Below are 17,675 nucleotides of genomic sequence, written 5' to 3'. Positions count from 1 at the left end.
GGCCTCCGGGCAGGTCTCCGCTGCCGGTCGGCGTTCGGCGACGGCGTCACGTGTGGCGTCGGCCGGTGGGCACCTCCCGCTCCAGCAGTGCGGTGCGCAACTCGAGCGGGGTCACTCCGTGCCACCGGCGCACCGCCCGCCGCAGTGCACTGACGTCGGCGAAGCCGGCCTGGCGTGTGATGTCACGGAGCGTCAGTTCCGATCGTCGCAACAGCTGTTCGACCTGCTCGCGGCGCACCCCGTCGACGATCGCCTCGTAGGTGGTGCCGCACTCGGCCAGGCGACGGCGCAGAGTGCGTTCGCTGGACGCGTGCCTGCGGGCCTGCTCGAGGAAAGAGGGGACGGCGGGAAGGCTCTGCGCGATGGAGATTTCCAGCACCTCGAGCAGGTCCTGCTGGTCGCGCCGTGACGCCATCTGTTCCTCCAGCACGTCGAGCACCGACGCGCAGGTGATGGGGTCCCGCCCCGGCATGGTCGCACGGGCCCACCGAGCGGGGATCACCATGCGGTTGCCTGCAGCGTCGAAGCGCAGTGGGCAGCGGAACAGTTCGTCGAACGGGCGCGTGTCGCGCGGGGCGGGGAAGGCGAACTCGACCGCCTGGGGGGCGAATGCGGCGCCGACGCTCAGGCGGGTGAGGGTGACGACGCTGGAGTACGCCTCCTCGATCAGGAAGACGGCGACGGTCGGATCCAGTGCGGGGTCCGGCAGATCGGCGCGCAACACGTAGCCGGCGTCCTCCCAGCGGGCCGACCACACCGTCATCGCCCCGGATAGGTTCTGATAGCGCACGCCGGCCTCGATGGCGTCCTGGAGAGTGTCGGCAGCCATCATGGCCAAGCCGATCAGCCCCCACGCGGTCAGGTGCTGCGCCGCGCCCACGCGCAGCCCCAGGTGCTCGTCCCCGGTCCGCTCCACCGCCTGGCGGATGACGTCGCTGCCCTGCCGGTAGGAGACCCGCAGGGCGGCGGAGCCCATCACCGTCGGGTCCAGCCCGACCCGGGTCAGCAGCGGCTGCAGGTCGACGCCGGACTCGCCGGCGACCCGGGCGAGGTAACGGAGGATGTTCGGCGCGATGGTGGCCGAGGTGCTGCGGCTCGTTCCAGGAGAAGTGACCGGGGCGGGAGCATCGGGCATCGCGTTCCCTCTCACCAGGGCGTTTCTCGCTTCACTGTAAGCAGCCGGGCCTCGCCTGTCGCGGGCGTGGCCGCCGAAGCCCCTGTTTCGGCCTCTGGCGCGCTGCACCGGGCCTTTTCGCCCTCCCTACCTTGTGCGGAAACCCGCCCGCCCAGCCGTCCGTGGCGCACGGGATACCGGCGTGAGGGCCCAAGAAACGAAGGCTCATCATGACTGCACCTCTTCAGACGCCGGCTCGGCGACGATCTGTGCGCCGGAGCCCGCTTGCGGCGGCCCGACGGGTCGTGGCGACGGTGTTCGCCGCCCAGGGAGCATCGGTGGCCGCGGTGTCCACTACGGTGCCCGCTGTCAAGGAGCGTCTCGCGCTCTCTCCGCTGACGATGACCGTGCTCGTCGTGGCCGTCGCGCTGAGCGCGGGCGTCGGCAGCTTCGCCGGACTGGCCGTGATCCGACGTCTGGGGCTGGTCGCCGCCATGCGGGCCGCCGTCGTGGCGACCGCCGCGGCTCTGCTGCTGATCGGCTGGGCTCCCGACCGGGCCTTGGCCGCGGTGGCCTACGGGCTGTTCGGCATGGCGCTCGGGTGCATCGACGTGTCGGCGAACACCCGGGCCGCGGCCGTCGAACGCCACTACGGCCGGAGCATCTTCGCCTCCTTCTACGCCGCCTGGAGCGCAGCAGGCGTCGCGGCCGCTCTCCTCACGGCGGGCACGGCTCACCTCGGCTGGTCCGCCGAGTACACCCTGACGGCACAGGCCGGCCTCGTCCTGGCCCTCGCCCTGAGCGTCCGCTCTCACGCGCTTCCCACCGACTCGACGTTCGCCGTGTCCGACCACGAGGAGTCCGTCGTGCTCGGTCGCGGACTGTGGGTGAGACTCGCCCCGTTCGGCCTTGTCCTCCTGGTCGCTTATGTCATCGACTCCACGGTCTCGTCGTGGTCGACCCTCTATCTCCACCAGACACTGGACACCGCCTTGTCCATCGCCCCCCTGGCCTACGCGGCCTATCAGATCGGCACCGTCACCGGGCGGGCCTGCGCCGACCACCTCGTACGCACGATCGGCCCCGTGGCCGTGGTCCGTGCCGCCACTCTGCTCACCGCCACGGCGCTGGCGGGATTGGCAGCCGCCCCCGCCTGGCCGTACGCGGTCCTGGCCGCCGCGTGCACCGGGCTGGGGGTCTCCGCACTCGTCCCCCTGTGCCTCGCGTCCGCCGGACGTCTGCGACCGGGGGCGGCCGAAGCGGTCCTGGCCCGTATGAACGTCTTCAACTACACAGGTGTGCTCGCCGGCGGGGCAGCCAGCGGAGTCCTCGGGTCCACCGGCCACTTCCGACTCGCCTACGCGATCCCCGCCGCACTGGTCCTCGCGATCCTGGCGACCGCACGATCCTTCAACCACCGGTTCACGGCGTAGGCCGCGCGCAGCCGTTGCCGGGTTCTGCCGAGCCCGCGAAACCGCGCCCGCGCCCGCGCACCGCAGCCGGAGCCGGACGCCTCGCAGGCAGCGTGGTCGGTGCGTGGGCGGCGAGCATCTGGCCGCCCGAGCCCCCTCTCTGACCGCACGGACCGTTTTCCGTTGCATTGCAGATGAATAAGTTCCCTTCAGCCCTTCAGGAATGGGGCGGTGAACGGCTGGAAAGAAGGATCTGGTTCATGGGAAATGTTCAGTACGACACGTGCGTGATCGGAGCGGGTCCTGCCGGGCTGGCGGTCGCCAGAGCCCTGATGGAGCGGGACCTGCCGTACACGCATCTCGAGCGGCACACTGGGCCCGGAGGCATCTGGGACATCGACAACCCTGGCAGCCCGATGTACGAGTCGGCCCATTTCATTTCCAGCAAGACTCTCTCGGGCTTCGGAGGATTTCCCATGCCCGACGAATTCGCAGACTATCCCCCGCACCGGCAGATCCTCTCGTACCTGAAATCCTTCGCCGACGCCTACGAGCTGACGGAGCGCATCCAGTTCGGTGTCGAGGTCGAAAGCGTCGAGAAGAACGCCGACGGCACCTGGGCGGTCACCCGGACCGACGGAGAGCGAACCGTGCACAGCCAGGTCGTGGTGTGCACGGGTTCCCAGTGGCACCCCAACATCCCGGAGCTGCCGGGGAACTTCACCGGCGAGGTCCGCCACACGATCGGCTACCGCAGCGCCGAGGAACTGCGCGGCAAGCGGGTCCTGGTCGTGGGAGCGGGGAACTCCGGCTGCGACATCGCCTGCGACGCGGCCCGCAGCGCCGACCACGCGGTGATCAGCATGCGCCGCGGCTACTGGTTCATCCCCAAGCACCTCTTCGGCCGGCCGGTGGACACCATCGCCAATGACGGGCCGCACCTGCCGATGTGGCTGGCGCAGCGGGTCTTCGGCACCCTCCTGAGGATCCTCAACGGCGACCCGACGCGCCTGGGCCTGCAGAAGCCGGACCACAAGCTGTTCGAGACCCACCCCACGATCAACTCGATGCTGCTCCACCACCTCCAGCACGGAGACATCACCGCCAAGCCGGGGATCGCCCGCACCGAGGGCAGGACGGTCCACTTCACGGACGGCACCCGCGACGACTTCGACCTGATCCTGCTGGCCACCGGTTACGTCCACAAGGTGCCGGTCGCGCAGAAGTACTTCGGCGACGAGCAGCACCCCGACCTGTACCTGTCGTCGTTCTCCCGCGAGCACCAGGGCCTGTTCGGAGTCGGCTTCGTCGAGACCAACTCCGGCGCGTACCGGCTCTTCGACACCCAGGCCCAGCTGATCGCCGGGCACATCCACGACGCACGGCACCGGCTGCCGAACGCGGAGCGATTCGGGGGCATGATCCGTACCGACCGCCCGGACCTGTCCGGCGGCATCAAGTTCGTCGACTCGCCCCGGCACACCGGCTACGTCGACAGCGGGGCCCTCGTGAAGCACCTCGTCAGGATCGCGGCCGAGATGGGCTGGCGCACCGAAGGCCGACCGCCGCGCGTGCGGTCCCTGCGGGACGTGGAGACGGTGTCATGAGCGGCTTCGACTTCCATGACAAGGTCATGCTGGTGACCGGCGGCGCCGGTGGGATCGGCAGCGCGATGTGCCGTCGCTTCGCCGCCGGGGGCGCCCGCTGCGTGGTCGTCGACATCGACGGTGCCCGTGCCAAGCAGGTCGCCGCCGAGCTTCCCGGCGCCGGACACACAGCCATCGGCTGCGACCTGGTGGACCGGGCACAGGTGGAGCACCTCTTCGATCAGGTCGCCCACGCGTACGGCCGCCTCGACGTGCTCGTCAACAACGTCGGAATGACCAGCGCCGAACGCTTCGACGTGCGCAGCGTCGAGAGCATCGAGAAGGAGATCACCCTCAACCTGATCTCGCCACTGGTCGCCACCAGGATCGCGATCCCGCTGCTGCGGGCGTCCCTGGACGCCCGCGTGGTCACCACCGTCTCCCTCGGCGGGATCTTCCCGCTGGGCGAGACTCCGATCTACACGGCCTCGAAGTTCGGGCTGCGCGGGGCGATGCTCGCCATCGGGCTCGACCTGAGGAGCAAGGGCATCCTGGCCGGATCGGTGCTGCCGTCGGCGACCGACACCCGCATGTTGCGCCAGGAAGCCGTGGACGGCGGGAACTCCATGCAGTTCCAGGACCCGCCACAGCAGCCCGCCGACGTCGTGGCGGCCGTGGTGGCCCTGCTCGACAAGCCCCGTCTGGAGGCATACCCCCGGACCGGAGAGTCCCGTCTGGTCCGGCTCGCGATGCTGGCGCCGAACCTGTTGCCGAAGGTGTTCCCGTTGTTCCGGCAGAGGGGGGAGCGCGGCATGGCCCGCTATCTCGAGGATCTGCGCCGCCGGGGACTGGCCCGGCGGGTCGACGGACGCTGGGAACTGGTGGAGGAGAAATGACCGCAGCCGAGAGCCCCGCCACGCTGAAGGTCGTCAACCCGGCCACCGGGGAGCTGATCACCACTGTGCCCGCCACGAGCGCGGAAGACGTCGCCAAGGCGGCCGAGCGGGCCGAGCAGGTCCTCGCATCCGGCGTGTGGTCGCAGCTGCCGGTCCGGGAACGCGCCGCGGTGCTGCTGCGGCTCGCCGACCTGATGGAACGCGACACCGGGATTCTGGCCCGGCTGGACAGCGAGGACGCCGGAAAGCCGATCACGGAGTGCCTCACCGGCGATGTGCCCGGCGCCGTCGAGTCGATCCGCTGGTTCGCCGAAGCGGCTGACAAAGTGTTCGGCAGGATCGCACCCGGAACCGGACACGACAGCCTGGGCCTGATGACTCGGGAGCCGATCGGCGTGGTGGCGGCGATCCTGCCCTGGAACTATCCGCTGGCCATGACCGCGTGGAAGGCCGGTCCCGCCCTCGCCGCGGGCAACTGCCTGCTGGTCAAGCCCGCCGAGGCGACCCCGCGTTCGGCCCTGCACCTGGCTGAACTCGCCGCCGAGGCCGGCCTCCCCGAGGGGGTCCTCACGGTCCTGACCGGCCACGGCTCCGTCACCGGCGCAGCCCTGGCCCGCAGCCCCGTCGTGGGCGCTCTCTCGTTCACCGGCTCCACCGAAACCGGGCGCCGCATCCTCAAGGACGCGGCCGACAGCAACTTCAAACGCGTCTGTCTGGAGATGGGCGGAAAGAGCCCCCAGGTGCTGATGTCCGACGCGCTCGCCTACGGCGACGAGCTCATCGACCACATGATCGAGGCCGCATTCCTGACGATGGGGCAGAACTGCACGGCCGGTTCCCGCGTCCTGGTCCACCACAGCATCGCCCACGAGGTGCTGGAGCGGTTCACGATCGCCGCGAAGCGCCTGGTCATCGGTGATCCCGCGGACCCTCGCACTCAGGTGGGGCCACTGATCGACCGGGCGGCCTTCGACCGGGTCGCGGCGGCGGTGGAAGCCGCCCGGGCCGGTGGAGCCCGCATTCACACCGGAGGGCTGCCGCACGGCCTGCCGCAGCGTGGGGCCTACTACCCGCCCACCGTGATCACCCACGCGCCCGAAGGCAGCGACGTGCTCACCAGGGAACTGTTCGGCCCCGTCGTCACCGTCCAGACCTTCGCCTCCGAAGACGAGGCGATCCACCTGGCGAACGCTACCGAATACGGACTCGCCGCCTCGGTATGGACCCGCGACCTCGACACCGCCCTCAGGTTGGCACGCGGCGTCCAGGCCGGCGTGGTCTCCGTCAACTCCTACAGCGAGGGCGACATCACCACACCCTTCGGCGGCTGGAAACAGTCCGGGTTCGGAGGCGCGGAGAAATCGACCAACGCCTTCGACCAGTGGACCCGGGAGAAGACCGTCTGGATCCGCACCCGGTGATTCGGGCTGATCATCCGTCAGGGGGGTTGGCGACGGGTCGGTGTGAGTCGTGAAACACCTGCCGACGGCTGACCGGACATGTCCTGCGCCGCCCATCGTGCACATCATCCCCCGTCTCGGATCGCGGAAGCTGAACTCGGTCATTCCAGGGCGAGGACGGACGGCACGGATGACGCTGCCTGTGGGCGGGACGGGGTGAGCGAGTCCAGTGCGCCGCCGGGGTGGGCGACCATACTGAGCACCGTGCCGGCGAAGGGGCGCAGGCGGCGATCGAGTTCGAAGCCGAAGCACCTGCAGATCGCCGAAATCCAGTCGCTCGGACCGCGCCGCGAAGCTGCCCACTGTCACTGTGCGGCCCGCTGACGCCGCGGTCTCGACGCGGCCGGGAGACTCTTTCCGTTCCAGGAGGTGCGGCGCTCTCTGTCGCCGCGCCGTCACCCACCCCGATGCGCGGGCCCTGATCCGTTACCTTCCGCAGCCAGGGCCGCCCGCACCCGCTGCTCCTCGCGAGCAGAGCCGACGTCCCGTTCCAGGGGGGTGCGGCTCACGGCTGTCGCGAGGTCCTCCAAGGCCTGTTTTTGCAGTTCCGCCTCGCGCCGCACGACCGGGCTCCCGTTGCCGACGGCGGCGCCCTCCCACGCGTGGAGCGCCTCCTCCACGCGCCCCCAGTCCGGGTTCCGGTGCTCGCGCACGGCGACTGCCGCCTGCTCGGTGTCCGCCTCGAGGGCCTCGGCGAACCGCTCCGCCTCGGGGATGAAACGGCTGTCGGCCCGCGGTACATGGCTCTCCATGAGCATCGCCGCCCGGCCGAACCGCTTGAGCGCCTCCTGCGCCTCCTGCGCCTCGCGCGATGTCAGACCCCTGGGGCGGACCGGTTCCTGCCTCGCGCGGTCGTATGCCTCCTGCCAGGCGGCACGTGCCTCCCTGCTTGCGAGCAGTGCCCTGCGCATGTCGGCGTGATGCTCCCGGGTCGGTTCGGCGTAGCTGCGGAGCACCGCGGCCGCATAGCGGCCATTGGCAGCGAGCCAGTCCGCAAGTCGGCCCGGCAGCTTGGGCGTCTCCCATGCGGGGAACACCACGTACGCCAGCATCGCCAGGGCCCCGCCGAGCAGGGTGAGGACCACCCGCTCGGGGACCGTCTGCTCCCATGCCTGGCCGCCCATGCCGAGCAGGAAGACGACGTACGCGGCAGTGAAACACTGGGAGTAGGCGTAGCCGGTCCGGATCAGCGTGTACGACAGGCCCGCCGAGACCACCGCCAGCGCGCCGGACACGTGGGCGCCCGGGCCCAGGGCCCGCACCATGCCGGTGGCGAGCGCGACCCCCGCCAGGGTCCCGGCGAGACGGGCCACCGCACGCGCGTACGTCCGGTGGAAGTCCGGCCGCATCACCATCACCGAGGCGATGGGTGCCCAGTAGCCGTGGCCCAGGGGTAGCCGGGCGGCGATCAGATAGCCGAGCGTGGCCACCGCCGCCAGGCGGACGGCGTGCCGGAATATGGGCGAGTCCCGGCGGAGTTCACGGCGGACCGTCCGGACGAGGACCGGGACCAACCGGAGCATGGTCGGGCGCATCAAAAACTGGGCGCCGGCGAGGCCGGGCGGCGTGGGCGTCCTCCCGGGCGCGCAGCCGCACCCGGCGATCTCCAACGCCTCGCCGAGCAGTTCCACGAGCCGCTCGGCGGCTTGCCGCGCGGGGCCCTCCAGCACCTCGTGCTCCTCGTCGACGCGCAGGACGTCCATGCTCCCGGGCCGCACCTCGGCGGGAGTGCCGCGTCGGATCGAACGAGCGGCCGCATCCAGGACGTCGGCGGCCGCGTCGAGCAACTCCCGCGCGCGGTCCCGCCCGGGTCCCTCCGCCGGGGCGCCCACGTCCGGGTCGGCGAGCGCCGCGACCACCGGCCGTATGCGCTCGGCGAGTCCCCGGGGGCCGTGCAGGACGGGGGGACGGGTGCGGGCCTGTGACGGCGTCACGGCAGCCGCGTCCCGGGCCGTCATCAACGGCTCCGGGTCGAACGGGGCGGTCGGGTCGTGCCGCAACCGGCGGGCGTAGTCCGCCACTGCGGCCAGAGCGTCGGCGAGCGCGTCACGATGCGCGCCCCAACGCCGGATCGGGAACAGCAAGATCAGCACGGCCTGCGTCACGCCCCCGAGTGCGATGATCCCGGCGTGCTCCAGGGCTCGCCCGATGCTCGTGGGCAAGGTGATGGTCACCATCATGCTGCCCACGGTCGTCGCTGCGACGATCCCAGCAGTCGATCCGACGGCCCACGCCATTCCCGCGGCAAAGGCCCATACGGCCAGCAGCGGCAGGAACGTCACGAATCGCCCCGCCGCCAGGTAGCCCACGAAGGTGCTGAGCGCCAGACCTGCGCCCGCGCCGAGCGCGACCACCTTGCGTGGACGCCAGCTGCGCTGGAAGGTGGCCCCACCCGCGGAGTAGGCGCCGAGGGCGGCGGACGCGGCATACGCAGGGGAGACCAGCCACAGCGCCGGCCCGACGACGATCGCCACCCCAGCGGCCGCGCGCAGCGCGAGCAGGGGCTCCAGCCGCGTCTCCTCGATCTTGAGCCCGGATCGCACGACCTCCCCGAAGGCCCGCAGCCACGTCACAGGTGTCCGCCTGGCCGGAACGCCCTGCCGGGTCGCGTCGGCCTGGTTGAGGTGCGGCAGCCCTCGTGCAAGGAAGCCTCCCCCACGGCCCGCTGGCTGGCGGCCGCAGCCGCTGGAGGTGGTGCTGCCACTGCGGACACTGCTGAGCGTCCGCCGTCCGTCCTCCAGGCCGGAGCGCGGGCAATCGTTGTTGGTTCAGGTCCGGCCGGAGCGCGGCGATTGCCCCCAGCCCCGTCCGGCGGACGGGCAGATCGCCACCCCCGGTCCGAGGGAAGCAGGGGGCACGGCGGCACCGGATCTCTTACCGCTTGTGGCCGTTGCCGTGTCCGTTGGGATGCAGGACCACCTTGGTCCAGCCCTCGTCACGGGCGTCGAAGTGCTCGTAGGCGGTGGGGGCCTCGTCCAGGCTGAGCTCGTGGGAGACGACGAAGCTCGGCTTCGCCTTCCCGCCGGCGATCAGATCCCGCAGGGCGCGGTTGTACTTCTTCACCGGAGCCTGCCCGGTGCCCATGTGCTGGCCCTTGAACCACATCTTCCCGAAGTCGATCGGCACCTTGCCCTGGGCCTCCAGCTCGCCCTGGGCCTCCGCGCCGCCGGGGTCCTGGGGCAGGAACACGCCCACCACGCCGATGTCGCCGGTGAACCTGACCGAGTCGATCAGGCCGTTGAGCGTGAGGCTGGCGTCCTCGTGTCCCTGGGGATCGTGTGCCTGGTAGCCGACGCATTCGCAGCCGTTGTCGGCGCCCAGACCGAGGGTGGCCTCCTTGACGACCTCCGCAGGGTTCTGCTCGGCGGTGTTGATCGGGATGGCCCCGATCTCCTCCGCCTTGCGCAGCCGGTCGGGCTGGTGGTCGACCGTCCAGACGCGGCCGGCGCCCTTGAGGAGGGCGGAGTAGGTCGCCATCAGCCCGACGGGACCGGCCCCGAAGACGATGGTCTGGTCGCCCGGTTTGACGTGGGCCATCTCGGTGGCGTGGTAGCCGGTGGGAAAGATGTCGGCGAGCATCACGTAGTCGGTCTGCCGCTCGGCGGCGTCCTCGCCCAGACGCAGCGCGTTGAAGTCGCCGTAGGGCACGCGCAGCAGTTCCGCCTGGCCGCCCTGGTAGGGGCCCATGTCGGCGAATCCGTAGGCGGCTCCCGCGAGGGCGGGTTCCGGCTGCATGGTCAGGCAGTAGTTGGTCAGACCCTGCTCGCACTGCTTGCAGAAGCCGCAGGCGATGTTGAAGGGCAGGACCACGTACTCGCCGACCTGGACCTTGCGGACGGCCGGTCCGACCTCCACGACCTGGCCCATGTTCTCGTGCCCCAGGGTGCGGCCGGACTCGAACGAGGTGCGGCCCTCGTACATGTGCAGGTCCGAACCGCAGATGTTGGTGGTGGTGATCTTGACGATGATGTCGCAGGGGTGTTCGATCTTCGCGTCCGGTACGTCCTTCACTGTGACCGTTCGCGGTCCTTCATATACCGCTGCTTTCATGGTGACTTCCCTTGATGTCGCGGCATGGCGGAGATGGAGAGGGCGCAAGGAGCCTGACTCTCGGAATGCTGCGACGGCGTCCGTGGCTCCGGCACGCCTCTGCGGGCCGTGCACCCGGATGAGATGGACCGACCATGTGCCGCCGGCCCGCCAGGCGGAGCTTCGGCGCTCCGGCGGCATTGCCTCCGGGTCCCCGTCAGCCCCCGAGGCGAAACAACCACGCACCGACCGATCAGCGGAATCTCCGGATCCGGACGATCAGCAACCGACGGCACATCTCCGACTGAGGTCACCCGCTAGTCACCGTGGTCGTCCTGCAGCACGCTGCGACGCTCCTGTTCGCGCTTGGAGTAGGCGGCTGCCCGGATCGCCTCGTCGCTCTCCAGGCCTGATCCCAGCGCGCCGCCCACCGTGGCGACCGAAGCGACGAACCAGGACAAGGTCCAGTACTCCGTGGTGTGCAGCGGGGTTCGTGTCGTGGTGGCGAACACCCGGTCGTTGAGGATGAACAGCGCCCACACCACGTTGATGACCATCAAACCCACGTAGCAGACGATCACCCCGATACCCACGGTCACGATCGTCGAGGCGTTGTAGAGAGCGGCCCTCTTCCTCGCCTCCGGCGAAACCTCATCCGTTCGATGCCACAGGTTCGCGTCCACGATCAGCCAGCCGATCATGAGACCGACAGACCCGACCATGGCGATCACTAGGCGTGGCGTGCTCAGGTAGGTGGCCAGGTTCCAGATGGTGGAGTTCACAGTGGCGACTGCTCCCGTGGCGAGTGCGGCCGCCAGGGCTTTCGACAAGCCCGGCACCAAGCGCCACGGCCGGTTGGCGCGGACCATACCGCCGAGCACCCTCAGGTAACCGCGCGGCCCACTGACGACGTACCGGAGATCGGCGATCTCCTCCTCACCGACCTGGCCCGGATGGATGGGCGCGAGACGACCGATGAAGGGCCCCCGCAGCGGCTGACTTCCCGGAGGGCCCTCAGGCCCAGTGGCCTGCGGGCCCGCCAAACTGAGCACGGCTTCTTCCACGGCCTGCCGGGCCCTGGTCTGCAGCCGGAAGCCCCCCAGCGCGGGAAGGGACAGCAGCGCCAAGCCGTGTTCGTGACTCAGCTCCACCACGAGCTTGCGCCCGTGTGAGTGCAGGGGAAGGTCGGTGAGGGCCACGACGATGTCCCAGTTCCCCTCACTTCCGCGGTCCATGATCCGGCGCGTCAATGTGGGCAGGTCCTCGGTCCCTGCTGTGAAGGGCTCACTGACCACCTCGACGTCGAACCGTCGTCCCTGTGACCTGTCGGCGAGCCGATCAGGAAGCATCTGGGCCATGCGCTGCGCGATCTCCGTCGGCGCATCCGGATCCGCCAGAAGAGCCACGACCGTAACGTCCTGAGACGACACACGCATGACTCCTTATCGCCGGCTGCCCCCGCGATCGCACGTGGTCACAGGATGCCCCCGAGGTAACGCCGACGCCGCGTGACACGCTGGCCCCTGCCAGCAGGTGCAGGCGGTACGGTCAGGTCTCCTCGTGCTCCGCCGTGCAGGACCTGCCCCACCACCGGGCACACGGTTGCGTGCGCCACCACGAACACCAGCTCCGCGCCGCCACCCCGGGCGGCACCGCACGCCGCGCCACCGGACACCCCGCTTCGGTGTCCTGCCCGGAGGTGCGCAGGCAGGGGACAGGCGAAGACTTCGACTGGTTCGGGGGTCCCCGGCCGGGGCGGATCGAGAGTGGGCGCGAAGGGCGGTCGCCTCGCGGCGGGGCTCCCCTTCACGCCCACATACGGATCAACGGCGAAGCACTCTCGAAGGTTTCCCGGGAGCGGGGCCCGGTGACGGCGCCTGTCGCGCGGTTCCCGGCGCGATCAGGTAATCAGGAACGGTGAACAGGGACGCGACCGACCCCTTCGTGCATGTCCGGGGCGCCGGTGAGAACAACCTGCGGAACATCGATGTCGACATTCCGCGGGACGCGATGGTCGCCTTCACCGGCGTCTCCGGTTCGGGCAAGTCCTCGCTCGCGTTCGGCACGCTCTACGCGGAGGCCCAGCGGCGCTACTTCGAGTCCGTGGCACCGTACGCCCGAAGACTGTTGCAACAGGTCGGCGCACCGCACGTGCAGGAGATCACCGGACTGCCACCGGCTGTGGCCCTGCAGCAGCGACGCGGGTCGCCCAGCTCGCGCTCGACGGTCGGCACCCTCACCACCCTGTCCAATCTGCTGCGCATGCTGTACTCCCGCGCCGGCACCTATCCGCCCGGCGCCGCACGGCTGGAAGCCGAGTCGTTCTCCCCCAACACCGCGGCCGGCGCCTGCCCGGAGTGCCACGGACTGGGCGTCGTGCACGACGTCGCCGAGGACCTGCTCGTCCCGGACCCCTCGCTGAGCATCCGCGAGGGGGCGATCGCCGCATGGCCGGGCGCCTGGCAGGGCGCCAACCTGCGCAGTGTCGTGAGCGGCCTGGGGATCGACATCGACCGACCGTGGCGCAGGCTCAGGAAGAAGGACCGGGACTGGCTGCTGTACACGGACGAGCAGCCCTCCGTGTACATCGAGCCGGAGGAGGACCGCGTCGACTACGGCTACCAGGGCAAGTTCTGGAGCGCCCGCAAGCACGTCATGCACGTCCTCGCCGACTCCAAGAGCGAGAAGATGCGCGAACGGGCGCTCCGGTTCGTCAGGAGTGTGCCCTGCCCCGCGTGTCACGGCAGCGGACTGCGGCCCGAGGCGCTCGCCGTGACCTTCGCGGGACGTTCCATCGCCGAGATCAACGCGATGCCGCTCACAGAGGTCTTGGCGCTGCTGCGGCCCGTCGCGGGGCGGTCCGAGGCCGACGCCACCACCTCGACCGCCCGATCCGGGGAGACGACCGAGGTCGCGGTCCGGATCTGCGGCGATCTGGTCGCGCGGGTCGACGTACTGCTCGACCTGGGCCTCGGATATCTCAGCCTCGGGCGCCGCTCGACGACCCTGTCGCCAGGCGAGGCGCAGCGCCTGCGGATCGCCACCCAGCTGCGCTCGGGGCTGTTCGGCGTCGTCTACGTCCTCGACGAACCCTCCGCGGGCCTGCACCCGGCTGACGCGGAACCGCTGCTGGACGTGCTGGACCGCCTCAAGGCGGCGGGCAACTCGCTGTTCGTCGTGGAGCACGACATGGACGTCGTACGGCGGGCGGACTGGGTGGTCGACATCGGCCCCGCCGCGGGCGAGGGCGGCGGACGCGTGCTGTACAGCGGCCCGGTCGCCGGTCTCGAGCGGGTCCGGGAGTCGGCCACGAGCCAGTACCTGTTCGGGCGCGCCCAGCCGCTCGATCACCGCCCGCGCACACCGCACGGCTGGCTGCACCTGCGCGGGGTCTCCCGCCACAATCTGCGTGACGTGTCCGTCGACGTACCGCTCTGCGTACTGACGGCGGTGACGGGCGTGTCCGGTTCCGGAAAGTCGACGCTGGTGACGCAGGTGCTCGCCGAGGTCGTCCGCGGCCACCTCGGACTCGTGCCCGAGGAACCCGACGAGGCGCAGCTGGAGGTCGACGTCCAGGACGCGTCGGGGGTCGAGTCGTTCGACCGGCTGGTCCGGGTCGACCAACGGCCCATCGGCCGCACTCCCCGGTCCAACCTGGCCACGTACACCGGGATGTTCGACGCGGTGCGCAAGCTGTACGCGGCGACGGACGAAGCCAGGGCGCGCGGCTACTCGGCCGGGCGGTTCTCCTTCAACGTGCCCGAAGGGCGGTGCGAGACCTGCCAGGGCGAAGGATTCGTCGCGGTGGAACTGCTGTTCCTGCCCGGCACCTACGCGCCGTGCCCGACCTGCGAAGGCGCCCGGTACAACACCGAAACGCTGGAGGTCACCTACCGCGGCAAGAACATCGCGGAAGTACTGGCGCTGTCCGTCGACGCCGCCGCCAAGTTCCTGTCCGCCGCCCCGGCCGCCTCCCGCAGTCTGGAGACGTTGCGCGAGGTGGGACTGGGGTACCTGCGGCTGGGCCAGCCCGCGACGGAACTCAGCGGCGGTGAGGCGCAACGCATCAAACTGGCGACCGAACTGCAGCGGGCCCGCCGCGGGCACGCGCTCTACCTGCTCGACGAGCCGACGGCCGGGCTGCATCCCTCGGACATCGCGCTACTGCTGCGCCAACTGCACCGGCTCGTCGACGCCGGCAACACGGTCGTCGTCGTCGAGCACGACCTGGCCACGATCGCCACCGCCGACTGGGTCATCGACCTCGGTCCGGGCGGCGGCGACGCGGGCGGGCGGGTGGTCGCGGCGGGTCCGCCGGCCAAGGTGGCGAGGGCCCGCCGCAGCGCCACCGCACCGTATCTCGCGGCCCGGCTCGCGCGCTCCTGACGACAGAATCGCGATCGCGATTCCCCGAGCACCTGCGGCGCGACCCGGTGGCCGGGTGGTCTCGCACACCAGCGCGGTGCGCGAGTACGCCGGCCTTACGGCAACCGCGGGACGCGACCTGCCGCGGCAGTCCCGCAGCCCGGCCTGAGCGGTCGCGTGTGGCAAGAATGACCCCATGCACATGGTGATCGCGGGTGGACACGGCAAGATCGCGCGCCGGCTGACCCGGCTGCTCTCGGCCCGCGGCGACAACGTCACAGGGCTGATCCGCAACCCGGACCACGCCGACGACCTGCGCGCGGACGGCGCGGAACCGGTGGTGTGCGATCTGGAGCACGCCTCGGTGGACGAGGTGGCCGGCCACCTCAGCGGCGCCGACGCGGCACTGTTCGCCGCGGGCGCCGGACCGGGCAGCGGCGCGGCCCGCAAGCAGACGGTGGACCGGAACGCGGCCATCCTCCTCGCCGACGCGGCCGAGCGCGCCGGGATGCGCCGCTTTCTGGTGATCTCCGCGATGGGCGTGGACAGTCCGCCGCCGCCCGGCACCGACCCGGTGTTCGCCGCCTACCTGAAGGCCAAGGGCGAGGCGGACGCCGACATCGCCTCCCGTCCGGGACTGGACTGGACGATTCTGCGCCCGGGGATGCTCACCGACGACCCCGGTAGCGGCCGCGTCACGCTCGCCGAGCACACCGACCGCGGCCAGGTGCCGCGCGACGACGTGGCTGCGGTGCTCGCAGCCCTGCTCCACGAGCCCAGGACCGCCGGGCGCATCCTCGAGCTGATCAGCGGGTCCACCCCGGTCGAGGAGGCGGTGCGCGCCGTGGCCGGCGGCTGACGCCGCACTCCGCCCTCGCCCGGGTGCGGGTAATGACTTGCACAGGTCCGGTCGCCCCACGAGTACGCGAGAAAGGATCCACACATCTCGGGTAGCCGGCCCGTGAGCGGGTACGCGACATGCCGCGCGGTTCTCTGAGGGCTTCGAGGGACGGAGTGGTCCCATGGTCGGCAGTCAGGCGCCCAGCCTGCACCACCGCTACTCCCACCGGAAGGGCAGCCTTCCGCGGGGCAGCGCCGGGCGGGACCCCACGGCCGCGCGCGGAGGGCCCTGCCCGCCCGCTCGAACCCCAGCCGACCATGCCCTGCACGAACTGGTCGCGCTCTCCCGCGCCCTGTTCGGCACTCTGGACGAAGTCGAGATTCTGCGCCTGGCCATGGACCACATAGCCGCCGCGGGGCCATACAGTGCCGAGGCCGGATACCTCAATGTGGGCGGCGACCTGGTCCCCAGTCCAAGGGACGGGCAGATGCCTGCCTCGGCCGTGAGCCGGAGGGTGCGGGAGCTGGCCGGGCAGGACGGCAACGTGACCGTACCCGGCAGGCCCTGGGGTCGGGCCCTGGGGCTACGCGGACTTGAGGGACTCCACGGCTACCTCGTGGTGACGTCCCGCTCCCGGCCCACCGAGGCCGAGCGATCCCTGCTCGCCACGCTCGTCCGGCACACCGCTGCCGCACTGTCAGTCGCTTTCGCACATCGCCGCCGACGCGAGGACGCGCTGGAGCTGCACCGACTGAGGGACGAACGCACAGCCCTCCAGCGGCAGCTGATCTCTGTGGTGGCCGAGCTGGGCTACGAGCGAGCCGTTCACGCGCTCATGGCCGGCGTCGCTGCCTCGGGTGGCGGCGAGGAAGCTGTCACCCGCGCACTGCACGGGCTCACTGGACTACCTGTGCTGGTCGAGGACCGCTTCGGTCGGCTGAGGTCCTGGACCGGCCCCAGCCGCCCCGTCCCCTATCCCGAACCGGACCCAGTGCGCCAGGACGAAATGCTGTACGCCGTCGCCCGTCAGGCCGGGCCGGTGCGGATAAGGGACCGGCTGATCACCCTGATCCGCCCGCACGGCGAGATCCTGGGCGTGCTGGCCCTGGTCGATGCCCGGGACGAGGCCGACGAGCACACCGTGCTCGCGCTGGAACACGCTGCCGCGTCACTCGCCCCGGAGCTGACGCACCTGCGCAATCTGGCGGAAGTGGAGCTGAGGCTGCACCGCGAGCTGGTGGACGACCTCTTGGCAGGGACGGACGAGGCGAGCGCCTACGCCCGGTCCGAGGCAGTCGGACACGACCTGCACCGCAGCCACTACGTCGTCGTGGTGCAGTGGTCGAACCGGACCGCCGACGATTCCTTCGCACAGACCGTGGGGCGGGCGGCCTCTGCCGTGGGCATGCGCTCGCTGCTGACCCGACGCTCCGACCACGTCGTCCTGGTCGCCGACGACAGGCCGCACGCCCGCTCGCTGTACGAGGCGCTCGCCCGGGAGACCGGAACACGGTCCGGGACGATCGGGGTGAGCGCCCCTTCCGACTCCCTGAACGACATCCCCCACCACTACCAGGAGGCGCAGCGCGCCCTGGACGTGCGCCGCCACTCCCGCGAGCGCTACGGCACGGCGTTCTTCGACGAGCTCGGCCTCTACCGCATCCTGGGACCCGGCAACGATTACCGGGAACTGGAGACGTTCGTACAGGAGTGGCTCGGGCAGCTCATCGACTACGACTCCCGGCACCACGCGACCTTGGTGGAGACCCTGTCCCGGTACTTCGACTGCGGCGGCAACTACGACGAGACCGCGGAATCCCTCGCGATCCACCGCAGCACGCTGCGCTATCGGCTCCAGCGCATCCGCGACATCAGCGGCAACGACCTCGCGAACGTCGAGGACCGGCTGAACCTCCAGGTGGCGACCCGAGTGTGGAAGATCGTGCTGGGCGGGCCCGGCTGACGCCTCGCT

The 17,675-nt window shown here is 70.7% G+C and carries 11 protein-coding genes and 1 pseudogene; 7 read left to right on the top strand and 5 right to left on the bottom strand.

The window, feature by feature from the left end; translation table 11 throughout:
* Positions 1-46: 46 nt before the first annotated feature.
* Positions 47-1,135 (bottom strand): AraC family transcriptional regulator, encoded by a 1,089-nt coding sequence (locus tag SY2F82_RS28045; RefSeq protein ID WP_200421938.1) that lies wholly within the window; start codon positions 1,133-1,135, stop codon positions 47-49.
* 209 nt (positions 1,136-1,344) lie between these two features.
* Here SY2F82_RS28045 and SY2F82_RS28040 point away from each other — a divergent pair, with 209 nt between their 5' ends.
* The 4 genes from SY2F82_RS28040 (at position 1,345) to SY2F82_RS28025 (ending at position 6,429) form a co-directional block, all read left to right on the top strand.
* On the top strand, positions 1,345-2,547 hold the full coding sequence (locus SY2F82_RS28040) for an MFS transporter (protein WP_200421937.1): 1,203 nt from the start codon (positions 1,345-1,347) through the stop codon (positions 2,545-2,547).
* A 239-nt stretch (positions 2,548-2,786) separates the two neighbouring features.
* Positions 2,787-4,133: an NAD(P)/FAD-dependent oxidoreductase gene (locus SY2F82_RS28035; RefSeq protein WP_200421936.1), complete on the top strand. Its 1,347-nt coding sequence runs from the start codon at positions 2,787-2,789 to the stop codon at positions 4,131-4,133.
* Positions 4,130-5,008, top strand: coding sequence for an SDR family NAD(P)-dependent oxidoreductase (locus tag SY2F82_RS28030; protein ID WP_200421935.1), 879 nt, complete (start codon positions 4,130-4,132; stop codon positions 5,006-5,008). Before SY2F82_RS28035 ends, SY2F82_RS28030 begins: the two co-directional genes overlap by 4 nt.
* Positions 5,005-6,429, top strand: coding sequence for an aldehyde dehydrogenase family protein (locus tag SY2F82_RS28025; RefSeq protein ID WP_200421934.1), 1,425 nt, complete (start codon positions 5,005-5,007; stop codon positions 6,427-6,429). Before SY2F82_RS28030 ends, SY2F82_RS28025 begins: the two co-directional genes overlap by 4 nt.
* Positions 6,430-6,590: 161 nt before the next feature.
* Here SY2F82_RS28025 and SY2F82_RS39155 read toward each other — a convergent pair.
* From SY2F82_RS39155 to SY2F82_RS28010, 4 genes and pseudogenes are all read right to left on the bottom strand, one after another.
* Positions 6,591-6,801 (bottom strand): annotated as a pseudogene (locus SY2F82_RS39155) (short-chain dehydrogenase); the annotation flags it as partial.
* Between the two features lie 62 nt (positions 6,802-6,863).
* On the bottom strand, positions 6,864-9,041 hold the full coding sequence (locus SY2F82_RS28020; RefSeq protein WP_200421933.1) for an FUSC family protein: 2,178 nt from the start codon (positions 9,039-9,041) through the stop codon (positions 6,864-6,866).
* Between the two features lie 301 nt (positions 9,042-9,342).
* On the bottom strand, positions 9,343-10,518 hold the full coding sequence (locus SY2F82_RS28015; protein ID WP_200421932.1) for a glutathione-independent formaldehyde dehydrogenase: 1,176 nt from the start codon (positions 10,516-10,518) through the stop codon (positions 9,343-9,345).
* A 296-nt stretch (positions 10,519-10,814) separates the two neighbouring features.
* Positions 10,815-11,933, bottom strand: coding sequence for a hypothetical protein (locus tag SY2F82_RS28010; RefSeq protein ID WP_200421931.1), 1,119 nt, complete (start codon positions 11,931-11,933; stop codon positions 10,815-10,817).
* 481 nt (positions 11,934-12,414) lie between these two features.
* Between SY2F82_RS28010 and uvrA the strand changes: the two genes are divergently transcribed.
* The 3 genes from uvrA (at position 12,415) to SY2F82_RS27995 (ending at position 17,666) form a co-directional block, all read left to right on the top strand.
* Complete coding sequence (gene uvrA, locus SY2F82_RS28005) at positions 12,415-14,883, top strand: excinuclease ABC subunit UvrA (RefSeq protein ID WP_200421930.1); 2,469 nt, start codon at positions 12,415-12,417, stop codon at positions 14,881-14,883.
* A gap of 175 nt (positions 14,884-15,058) precedes the next feature.
* On the top strand, positions 15,059-15,721 hold the full coding sequence (locus SY2F82_RS28000) for an SDR family oxidoreductase (protein WP_200421929.1): 663 nt from the start codon (positions 15,059-15,061) through the stop codon (positions 15,719-15,721).
* A 163-nt stretch (positions 15,722-15,884) separates the two neighbouring features.
* Positions 15,885-17,666 (top strand): CdaR family transcriptional regulator, encoded by a 1,782-nt coding sequence (locus SY2F82_RS27995; protein ID WP_200421928.1) that lies wholly within the window; start codon positions 15,885-15,887, stop codon positions 17,664-17,666.
* Positions 17,667-17,675: the final 9 nt, after the last annotated feature.

Source organism: Streptomyces sp. Y2F8-2 (genome assembly GCF_014905555.1).
In the GTDB taxonomy this organism is placed as follows: Bacteria; Actinomycetota; Actinomycetes; order Streptomycetales; family Streptomycetaceae; genus Streptomyces; species Streptomyces cynarae.
This window is presented reverse-complemented; position numbering and strand designations above follow the sequence as displayed.

Excerpts from the sequence above, each read along its gene's own strand:
- SY2F82_RS28045 (WP_200421938.1), bottom strand. The coding sequence starts at position 1,135 with ATGCCCGATGCTCCCGCCCCGGTCACTTCTCCTGGAACGAGCCGCAGC.
- SY2F82_RS28040 (WP_200421937.1), top strand. The coding sequence starts at position 1,345 with ATGACTGCACCTCTTCAGACGCCGGCTCGGCGACGATCTGTGCGCCGG.
- SY2F82_RS28035 (WP_200421936.1), top strand. The coding sequence starts at position 2,787 with ATGGGAAATGTTCAGTACGACACGTGCGTGATCGGAGCGGGTCCTGCC.
- SY2F82_RS28030 (WP_200421935.1), top strand. The coding sequence starts at position 4,130 with ATGAGCGGCTTCGACTTCCATGACAAGGTCATGCTGGTGACCGGCGGC.
- SY2F82_RS28025 (WP_200421934.1), top strand. The coding sequence starts at position 5,005 with ATGACCGCAGCCGAGAGCCCCGCCACGCTGAAGGTCGTCAACCCGGCC.
- SY2F82_RS28015 (WP_200421932.1), bottom strand. The coding sequence starts at position 10,518 with ATGAAAGCAGCGGTATATGAAGGACCGCGAACGGTCACAGTGAAGGAC.
- SY2F82_RS28010 (WP_200421931.1), bottom strand. The coding sequence starts at position 11,933 with ATGCGTGTGTCGTCTCAGGACGTTACGGTCGTGGCTCTTCTGGCGGAT.
- SY2F82_RS28000 (WP_200421929.1), top strand. The coding sequence starts at position 15,059 with ATGCACATGGTGATCGCGGGTGGACACGGCAAGATCGCGCGCCGGCTG.
- SY2F82_RS27995 (WP_200421928.1), top strand. The coding sequence starts at position 15,885 with ATGGTCGGCAGTCAGGCGCCCAGCCTGCACCACCGCTACTCCCACCGG.